This window comes from Paenibacillus sp. OV219 (assembly GCF_900110075.1).
Taxonomy (GTDB): Bacteria; Bacillota; Bacilli; order Paenibacillales; family Paenibacillaceae; genus Paenibacillus_Z.
In genome coordinates, this window is record NZ_FOCJ01000027.1 from 1 (window position 1) to 7331 (window position 7331).

The 7331-nt window shown below is 44.2% G+C and carries 6 protein-coding genes and 3 pseudogenes; 4 read left to right on the forward strand and 5 right to left on the reverse strand.

What is annotated here, in order from left to right; genetic code table 11:
* Positions 1-567 precede the first annotated feature (567 nt).
* Complete coding sequence (locus BMY11_RS28190; RefSeq protein WP_090583804.1) at positions 568-804, reverse strand: spore germination protein; 237 nt, start codon at positions 802-804, stop codon at positions 568-570.
* A 753-nt stretch (positions 805-1557) separates the two neighbouring features.
* Between BMY11_RS28190 and BMY11_RS29840 the strand changes: the two are divergent.
* Positions 1558-1632, forward strand: a pseudogene (locus tag BMY11_RS29840) (hypothetical protein); the annotation flags it as partial.
* A 153-nt stretch (positions 1633-1785) separates the two neighbouring features.
* On the opposite strand, the gene BMY11_RS28205 reads toward BMY11_RS29840, so the two are convergent.
* Positions 1786-2046, reverse strand: a complete 261-nt coding sequence (locus BMY11_RS28205; protein WP_177182864.1) for a hypothetical protein — start codon at positions 2044-2046, stop codon at positions 1786-1788.
* A 153-nt stretch (positions 2047-2199) separates the two neighbouring features.
* Entirely contained in the window at positions 2200-3738 is a 1539-nt protein-coding gene (locus BMY11_RS28210; RefSeq protein ID WP_090583809.1) for a multicopper oxidase family protein, read from the reverse strand.
* Between the two features lie 1213 nt (positions 3739-4951).
* Here BMY11_RS28210 and BMY11_RS28215 point away from each other — a divergent pair.
* A pseudogene (locus BMY11_RS28215) lies at positions 4952-5125 on the forward strand (TetR-like C-terminal domain-containing protein); the annotation flags it as partial.
* Between the two features lie 292 nt (positions 5126-5417).
* On the opposite strand, the pseudogene BMY11_RS28220 reads toward BMY11_RS28215, so the two are convergent.
* Together BMY11_RS28220 and BMY11_RS29585 are read right to left on the reverse strand one after the other, a co-directional pair.
* Positions 5418-5525 (reverse strand): annotated as a pseudogene (locus tag BMY11_RS28220) (LysR family transcriptional regulator); the annotation flags it as partial.
* A gap of 342 nt (positions 5526-5867) precedes the next feature.
* A complete protein-coding gene (locus tag BMY11_RS29585) occupies positions 5868-6050 on the reverse strand; it encodes a hypothetical protein (RefSeq protein ID WP_256217820.1) in 183 nt (60 codons plus the stop codon).
* Between BMY11_RS29585 and BMY11_RS28225 the strand changes: the two genes are divergently transcribed.
* Positions 6000-6476 (forward strand): TetR/AcrR family transcriptional regulator, encoded by a 477-nt coding sequence (locus BMY11_RS28225; protein ID WP_256217819.1) that lies wholly within the window; start codon positions 6000-6002, stop codon positions 6474-6476. The two genes, BMY11_RS29585 and BMY11_RS28225, sit on opposite strands and share 51 nt — an antisense overlap.
* Positions 6477-6483: 7 nt before the next feature.
* Positions 6484-7230, forward strand: coding sequence for a type I methionyl aminopeptidase (gene map / locus BMY11_RS28230; RefSeq protein ID WP_090583815.1), 747 nt, complete (start codon positions 6484-6486; stop codon positions 7228-7230).
* Positions 7231-7331: the final 101 nt, after the last annotated feature.

Below are 7331 nucleotides of genomic sequence, written 5' to 3' on the forward strand. Positions count from 1 at the left end.
TCTGCGTTCGTTTATTTCGTTGGGACCGTTGTACTTCGGATTTTCCTGTCATTTTTAAGAAAGACGACGCGGTTACACCCGAAGTTGCGTTATCCTGTCCGTTAGCCATCCATGCCACAGCGCGGCATCACAGATTGTGGAAGAAATTACATTCTTCCATGGGGGCTTAATGAGAGTGTGCATTTCCCAACCGATCTGGCTCTGCTGTGAACACCGCTTTTTTGTTCCAATAGGTCTCGTTATCGTTATTTCGTTGGTACATACATGGTTTTAATATGTGGCAAATGTATTAATGTACTGCTCCCGTCAAACATCAATGAAGTTGATAATTCCGTTTTGCATTTCGCTTGGGCTTCCAAACTCAATGCAAACAAGTTTCCCTACTTCTGTTTTGAATAAATCGTCAAATTTCGCAGCCGTTGTAGTGAGGGTATGCACAAATTTCGAATCAAGTTTCGCGTACATGGAATTATATAAGCTCCGATCGGTACAAGTCTTTACGATGGAACCCTTCTCCGTGAACGCGACCTGGTCAGCCCAATAGTGGGCTGCCATCACTCACCATTTCTATATATTTACCCCACTGCCAATCGCATTTTCTGTATTATCTTGAACATCGGGATCATTTGTGTTGGTCGTACTTACACCATTATTTGAATTAACTAAGCTGCCCGTGAGGAATGAACCAGCACCTGCATAGGTCTTAGTTGCACTCGAAGGCTTGATTTGAATAGAATCCCCAACTTGTACAACCGCTCCCGATCCAACACTAACGATTTCAGTCATTCCAACTATTGTAGGCATTAGGACTCGCTCCTCATATTTCCCGTTATACACATATAATATGAGCGAAAAGATTTTTTTGTGCCCAAATCACGGCCATTGCCAGAGACTCAATCCCATTCATTTATCCTGAAAAACCACTACTTGTAAGTCCCTTATGAACACCAACTTGTAATAAAGCACACTAAGTAAAATACTTGTTATTGCGGATATACTACTACCCGTTTCGATGGAGAAAGGGAACATGCTGCAGCTCATCCGCATCGCAGAAGTAAGAATATCGCCTATGCTCCCCTCCACTTCCCGCTTTCGGATTAGGCGCGAACCGTGTAACCTTGGCTCCTTCTTTCAGTTGTCGCGCTGGGTAACTGCCCAGAACGTCCTCCGGCTGCTTCTCAATAGCCTGGAAATAAACGCTGGGCAAGCTCGGTTTGATTCATAATCGTACCTTCTTTCTCCTTGGGACTGTAACAGTAAACAGTCAGACAATAAAAAAAAGCCCTTCATCCTCATTCAACAAGGACGAAAGGCATCGCTTCCGTGGTAGGGTTGGAATGGTTAGCCCATTTGGCTTGCTATCCGATAGCAGCCGTGTTATTGATCCTTGTTTTTCGATTTTCAAAAAAGAAACTTTAGAGAATTACCAAATGTCAGCAACCAATGGAACGGTCAAGTAAAACAGTACATATTACTAGCGATAAAGTAGCCCCAACAGTCACATTGACATTCCCCGCTGACCGCTACCCCTAAACAGCAGCGCACGTTACAGCACCTCTCCATAAGAGAGATCCAGGCTATAGCTTTAAACTGGATGAGGAAAAAAATGGCGTAGCTTGTGTAGCGTCATAACGAGCTCCTCTACTGATGCGATATGTGCTACAGATAAAATTGAGCTCTTTCTTTATGTAGTCCTTTCTACTCCTAAAAGTTTCACATTCAAGTATACCGATATAAAAATTGAAAACAGCCGACTAACCCCGGCTGTCTTACCTTGTAAATTTATTACTTTTTAAAATTAGACAATTGTATCGTTAAATAATCAATTTGTTTTTGCATACTTAACATTCTGTCCTCTTGATTACTCTTGTCTTGTTGTGATTGGAGTTCTTCACTAGCGATTTCTTCCACTTCAAGCGCGGCGGCAACTAAAGCTAAAAAGTCACCTAATGTTACAATTGCACCGGCAATTATGGTGAGCTTTGCTGCATATTTTTCTTTGGAAATTTGACTGTTATCACCAGAGTTTGAATTATTTTTATTCAATCTATAAACCTCCTAAATACGAATAAAAGGTCAAGATTAAGTTTCTTGATACCTAACAACAGTCTATAGAGAAATACCCTTAAGGAACACGGCGTTAACCCATTCCACTAACCAAAATAAACCGCCTTACGAGTCTAATGGTTGTATTCATCATCACCAGTTTGGTTTGAAAATCTCAATGGGACGCATCATTTCGTAATCTTCGTGCTCCAGCATGTGACAATGCCACACATAACGCCCGGTAAAAGGTCCAAAGCGAGCGATAATGGATGTAACGTAACCAAATGGGGTCCGAACAGTATCTTTTAATCCCTTTTCATAAGGATCAGGAGGGTTGGGAGATCCAGTGAATATAAGGTTACCGGTTTTTTGATAATGAGATACATCAAAAGGCTGGCGATCAAGAATTTGAAAGTCAACCAAATGGAGATGTATGGGGTGAGGATCATCGTCGATTATATTGATGATTCGCCAAATTTCAACGGTGTCTACTTCAATTTTTTCGGATATTCGATCTATCCACATTTTTCCATCTAATAGATTCAGAGATCGACCATACTCATCCTTGATTCTGACGAGTGTTAAATCTCTTGTTCTCTTTGCCAAAGTTCTAGGAAGTCGTAATATTTCACTTAAATGATAAGGAAGGGAACTAGTATCCGCACTTTTTAATGGTACGGTCACTCTGAATTGCATGACATCTGTTGTTTCGGGAGATGCACTCTTAGTGATATTTTTGAGAATAATCGTCTGTCCGTAGAATTGTGAAAAGTCAATAATCACATCTACACGCTCGGCACTCAGAAGCATAAATTCATTTATTTTTACCGTTTTTTCAAGAAGACCACCATCTGTGCCAATTTGATAAAAGGGTTGGTTGGATTCCATTTTTAAAGTTAGTATACGGCTATTTGCTGCGTTTAAAATTCGAAATCGGTACTTTCTTGGTTCTACGTTCAAAAAGGGATAGACCATGCCGTTCACCAGAATTGTATCCGCATCAAAAGGCGGGACAAGAGATGGCTGTGGAAGTCCTACCTCGTTCGGATCTGGTCCACTGGGGTAGTATATTGACCCGTCTGGATTGAACGAGCGGTCCACAATAACAAGCGGGATCTCATATTCCCCTCTTGGAAGATTAAGGGATCGTTCAAGGTTGTCACGAATAAAATAACATCCCACGAGTCCTGCGTAGACGTTCAATCTTGTAATTCCTATCGTGTGGTCGTGATACCATAACATCGTAGCCCGTTCTATATTTGGATACGTATATACCTCTCGTTCAAACAAAGGTCCCGTTTTTTCGAAATTTTTCGTAAACCATGCTTCGGGGTAACCATCACTGTGGGCTGGCGTTCTCCCTCCATGTAAATGTACAACACTTCTACCTTCCGGAAGTGTTATTTCAGAACCATGAATCGTTGGATCAACGGGAAGAAAGTGCTTATTAGGCAAATCATTTATCCATTTAACAAACACGGTTTCATTCTTCAACACTTCGAACGTGGGACCCGGAAATACTCCTTCATAACCCCATAAACGGGTTGGTCCGAGGTCTCTATGAAGCTTTTGAGAAAATTCCTTCATGGTCACTTCATAATACGAACTATAATTACTTCGCGTTATGGGATAGAGCGTGTTCGGAATAGGCAGTTCATCCACGAACTTATTCAGCTTAAGCTTATCAGGCATAAGAATTGAAAGCCTCCCCACTGTTAGGATCAACTGAGTAAGTTTATGTACATTAACTTGTTCGTTATGTAAGTAAAGGACAAGATAGTTCAATTTTCTTTGTTTCTATGCTCTCGTGTCCCATCCCTCGGTTTAGTTGAATGTCTTTCCGCCATTCCATGATTTAGTACCACTCATACGAAACAATACACAAGCTTCCAATATACACTCCGATATTTTAGAAAAGGCAGCCGGTTTAAGTGAACTGCCCCCCAATTGTTAGACGAGTTCAATCTAGGCTGCCATTCGTTTATGGCCGTATTTCGCATCGCTTTCCGCACTATTACGATTATGTAATGAAAGCCGAATTTCGGGACATAAGGATGTAATGTATTATGTTAAAGTGATTCCTAATCTGTATAGTTTACCATCTACGGGGAAGGTATCTTCATCCTGTCCAATATTGGGAAACGATACAACTTCTTGTCTTTTGGAAAGGACAAGAAGTTGTATCCATAAAATAAAAAAACCGCGCAAAACGCGGAATCTAATGCATATATGTTCTTGTCCTCGTACAAAATTTAATAAAGTGTATTAAGTTCCTTCTCTGCAGATAAAGACTTTATTTCTTTATTGGCATTAGAACTCCTTGTGAATTTATAGTGCGGAAATATAATAAGACCAATGAACATGAAGCATGAAAGTACAGGATAAAGCCCAAGATCAAGTGGAAGAGCTGATGTAGATTCATCATCTTTGATTAATGGCGTGAAATCCCAGAAACTTACCTCCGAAAAATCATATCACAATAAACGGTAAACTGTTCGATCGTGAGTTACAAAGCGCCAAGAAATGCATCTGGTGTGGCAGCGGAACCTACTTCTAATCGCAATGGCAGATCGGTCATCGAAGTCTGCATCATTTTGAACGATATGTTCAGAGCGTTACAGCTTTCGCTTTACGATGGAGCAGATGTAGCATTTATGATTCATTCCTTTAATTTGCTGAATGTTTTCGCAGTAAATGCATTTCATAACAATTCACCTCCGTGGTTATTATGCCCGACTCCCAATAAACAAATTAGCAGGCTTACATATAAAGAAACAAATAAAAAGGTCGCTATATAAGCGACCTCTATGGAATCTTGGGTTATTTGATTATTATCCCGAGTACGTTATCGTCGCCTCAAAGCTCGCGGAATATTTACGGTTTCAAAATAATCTTCATCGCGTTAGGCGAGATAGATAGAGAAAGCGGAAGAAATATGGATTTAATTGATGATGTAATGCTGCAATATGCTGGTACCGCTTATGTAGGTACAATTGAATGGTGGATCAGAAACGGAATGCCTTATCCGCCTCGAGTGATGGCTATACAAGTTGGGACCCTGTTAGAGAGAAGTCTTTAGTCTACCTATATTTATCAATTGTTATCTTTTATAATTTTCGCACGGTCTATTTGCTGGTTGATTGGATATGGAACGGTATACCTTACATTTCGTATTTGAATGTAATCAATTCTTGGTATAGCTAATCTATCCTGTCTATTTGTTAAGAAAACGGCAGTCTTTCGCCGCTGCCGTTTTCTTATGGTCGTTGAACTATCGAATATTGATGAAATCCTGGACTGTCAGTTTGCCTTATTTAGCTAAGGTTCGAGGTCAATCAATTAAACATCTATTTAAAGATTTATCACATAGTTCCAAGTTCTTCTTCTAACTGCTTGAGCTGGCGGCTCAAATTTGGCTGTGAAACATGAAGCACTTCTGCTGCCTTTGTGATGCTGCCTTCTCTCGCTACAGTTAAATATAATTTATGACTCGTCCAAGGCTACCGCTGGCTAAGACCCGTTGAGACATGGGAGTGAAAACCTCCAGGGGCGGCGTGGGGAATGCGTGCAGTATATGGAAGGATATGGGGTGGCAACCTCCCCCTCTATTTCCTCACGCCTTCATGTTGGTCTGATCTAGTTCGATGTCCCTCTTACTCTCTTTCAGCATTTCTTGCAAGGGTGAAATCCTGCAAATAAGCGAGCATTCGTGAGAAAACTAAATATTACCGAGGGAGCTTAATGCTGCTACCGCCGCCAACAGATAATTTGCATATCCCCGCCTCATGCGTTACTATTTTTATATCGACAAATTTGCAGGTCTATACAAGGAGGTTCACGCGCCCATGTGCCCCCGTACCAAAGAACAAAATGAGCTCATCCGCATGCAGCGCAGAGAACAGATCCTGGACGCCGCCGCGCGCGCCTACTTCCACACGGGCGGCAGCTTTGATATTCGCGACGTCGCCCGCGAGGCCGAGCTCGGTTACGGCACGGTATACCATTATTACCCCAACCGGCATTTATTAATAGAAGATGTGCTGGGCAGCGGCTTCGAGCGATGCGAGCAAGCCCTGGCAGAATGGGCAAACATCTACGGCGGCAGCCCTGATGACAGGCAGCTGTTGACGTATTGTAAGGCGCTGCTCCGGCTGTGGCAGTCGGATGCCCGCGCATATCTCGTCTACAAAATGGCGGCAGAACATTACGCAGGCTTGCCTGAGAAGGATCGGCACCCCACCAAGAGACGATTCATGGAACGGCTGTACGTTCCGCTCCAATCGATCGCCCAGCGCGAAGACGACAGCGTCAACCATATGTTTGCCGTGCTGGTTGGCTGCTGCGGGCTGCACTACTATGCGGGCACTTCCGATCTGGACGTCGATCGAATCGCCAAGCTCGCGATTCAAGCTATTACGAAGGAGTCCTGACACTAACATGGTCATCTTAAAAAGCAAGCATGAAATCGAAGCCATTCGCAAGGCATGCCAAGTGGTGGCCGAATGCCATCGCACGATCGCCCCGCTCATCAAACCGGGAATCACGACGAACGAGATTGAGCGCATCTTCGAGAACATTATCTTGAAGCACGGCGCCAAGCCCTACACGAAGGGCTACAAGGGCTATCAATATGCGACCTGTGCCTCCGTCAACGACGTGATCGCGCATGGCTTCCCTAGCGACAAGCCACTTGAGGAGGGCGATATCGTGACGATCGACACGGTGGCGGAGCTCGACGGCTGGCTCGGCGATTCGGCCTGGAGCTATGCGGTCGGGAAGATCTCGCCGACGGCTGAGAAGCTGATGCGCGTCACGAAGGAATGCTTTGACCTCGGCATCGCACAGGCGCAACCCGGCAATCGGCTCGGCGACATAACCAGTGCCATCCAGCGACATGCCGAATCGAACGGCTTCGGCGTCGTGCGCGACCTTCTCGCGCATGGCATTGGCCGGGACCTGCACGAGGAGCCGAACTATATGCATGTCGGCAAGCCCGGCAAAGGCCTCCGCATCAAGGAAGGCATGGTGTTCACGATCGAGCCCATGATCACCGAAGGCACCTACTACATGACAATCGATCCGGACGGCTGGACAGCGCGGACGCTGGACCGCAAGCTCGCCGCCCAATACGAGCATACGATCGCCATCACGGCTGAAGGTCCACAAATCCTGACCGCGCAATAGAATAATAGAGGCCGACCACCGAGATGGTCGACTTCTTTTTTACGTGCGGCATAGCATCTTTCTTCATCCTATACATGCGTTCATCTGCCCTCTTATAGAGC

Coding starts and splice junctions, on each gene's coding strand:
- BMY11_RS28190 (WP_090583804.1), bottom strand. CDS start 804: ATGCCTACAATAGTTGGAATGACTGAAATCGTTAGTGTTGGATCGGGA.
- BMY11_RS28210 (WP_090583809.1), bottom strand. CDS start 3,738: ATGCCTGATAAGCTTAAGCTGAATAAGTTCGTGGATGAACTGCCTATT.
- BMY11_RS29585 (WP_256217820.1), bottom strand. CDS start 6,050: ATGGTATACCGTGCCGTAACCGAGCTCGGCCTCGCGGGCGACGTCGCG.
- map (WP_090583815.1), top strand. CDS start 6,484: ATGGTCATCTTAAAAAGCAAGCATGAAATCGAAGCCATTCGCAAGGCA.